The following is a 1,631-nucleotide window of genomic DNA, read 5'->3' as shown; positions in this document are numbered from 1 at the left end:
TGTGTAGGTTTCCGTTTTATTCCTTAGAAAGGAGGTGATCCAGCCGCAGGTTCTCCTACGGCTACCTTGTTACGACTTCACCCCAGTCATCTGCCCTGCCTTAGACGGCTCCGTCCCGAAGGTTCGGCCACCGGCTTTGGGCATTGCAAACTTCCATGGTGTGACGGGCGGTGTGTACAAGGCCCGGGAACGTATTCACCGCGGCATGCTGATCCGCGATTACTAGCGATTCCGACTTCGTGTAGTCGGGTTGCAGACTACAGTCCGAACTGAGAACGATTTTAAGAGATTAGCTTACCCTCGCGGGTTTGCAGCTCGTTGTATCGCCCATTGTAGCACGTGTGTAGCCCAGGTCATAAGGGGCATGATGATCTGACGTCGTCCCCACCTTCCTCCGGTTTGTCACCGGCAGTCTCACTAGAGTGCCCAACTGAATGCTGGCAACTAGTAACAAGGGTTGCGCTCGTTGCGGGACTTAACCCAACATCTCACGACACGAGCTGACGACGACCATGCACCACCTGTCATTGCGTCCCCGAAGGGAACGCCTCATCTCTGAGGTTAGCGCAAGATGTCAAGACCTGGTAAGGTTCTTCGCGTAGCTTCGAATTAAACCACATGCTCCACCGCTTGTGCGGGCCCCCGTCAATTCCTTTGAGTTTCAACCTTGCGGTCGTACTCCCCAGGCGGAGTGCTTAATGCGTTAGCTGCGGCACTGAAGGGCGGAAACCCTCCAACACCTAGCACTCATCGTTTACGGCATGGACTACCAGGGTATCTAATCCTGTTCGCTACCCATGCTTTCGAGCCTCAGCGTCAGTTGCAGACCAGACAGCCGCCTTCGCCACTGGTGTTCTTCCATATATCTACGCATTCCACCGCTACACATGGAGTTCCACTGTCCTCTTCTGCACTCAAGTTAGCCAGTTTCCGATGCACTTCTCCGGTTAAGCCGAAGGCTTTCACATCAGACTTAGCAAACCGCCTGCGCTCGCTTTACGCCCAATAAATCCGGATAACGCTTGCCACCTACGTATTACCGCGGCTGCTGGCACGTAGTTAGCCGTGACTTTCTGGTTGAATACCGTCACTGCGTGAACAGTTACTCTCACGCACGTTCTTCTTCAACAACAGAGCTTTACGAGCCGAAACCCTTCTTCACTCACGCGGTGTTGCTCCATCAGGCTTGCGCCCATTGTGGAAGATTCCCTACTGCTGCCTCCCGTAGGAGTATGGACCGTGTCTCAGTTCCATTGTGGCCGATCAGTCTCTCAACTCGGCTACGCATCATAGCCTTGGTAGGCCGTTACCCCACCAACAAGCTAATGCGCCGCAGGCCCATCCAGAAGTGATAGCCGAAACCATCTTTCAGCCTCAAACCATGCGGTTTGAGGATTTATGCGGTATTAGCACTTGTTTCCAAATGTTGTCCCCCGCTTCTGGGCAGGTTGCCTACGTGTTACTCACCCGTCCGCCACTCGTTGGTAATCCAACGTCAATCAGGTGCAAGCACCGTCAATCAGTTGGGCCAACGCGTTCGACTTGCATGTATTAGGCACACCGCCGGCGTTCATCCTGAGCCAGGATCAAACTCTCATGTAAAAATAAGAATTTGAGATAGCTCTCAAAAA

General features: G+C 53.3%; 1 rRNA gene. It reads right to left on the bottom strand.

The window, feature by feature from the left end:
- Nucleotides 1-27: 27 nt before the first annotated feature.
- Nucleotides 28-1,602: ribosomal RNA gene (locus tag IV45_RS00005) — 16S ribosomal RNA — on the bottom strand.
- Between the last annotated feature and the right edge of the window lie 29 nt (nt 1,603-1,631).

The sequence above is a fragment of the Limosilactobacillus secaliphilus genome, assembly GCF_001437055.1.
GTDB lineage: Bacteria > Bacillota > Bacilli > Lactobacillales > Lactobacillaceae > Limosilactobacillus > Limosilactobacillus secaliphilus.
The sequence above is the reverse complement of the archived record's forward strand: the minus strand, read 5'-3'. Positions and strand labels throughout refer to the sequence as shown.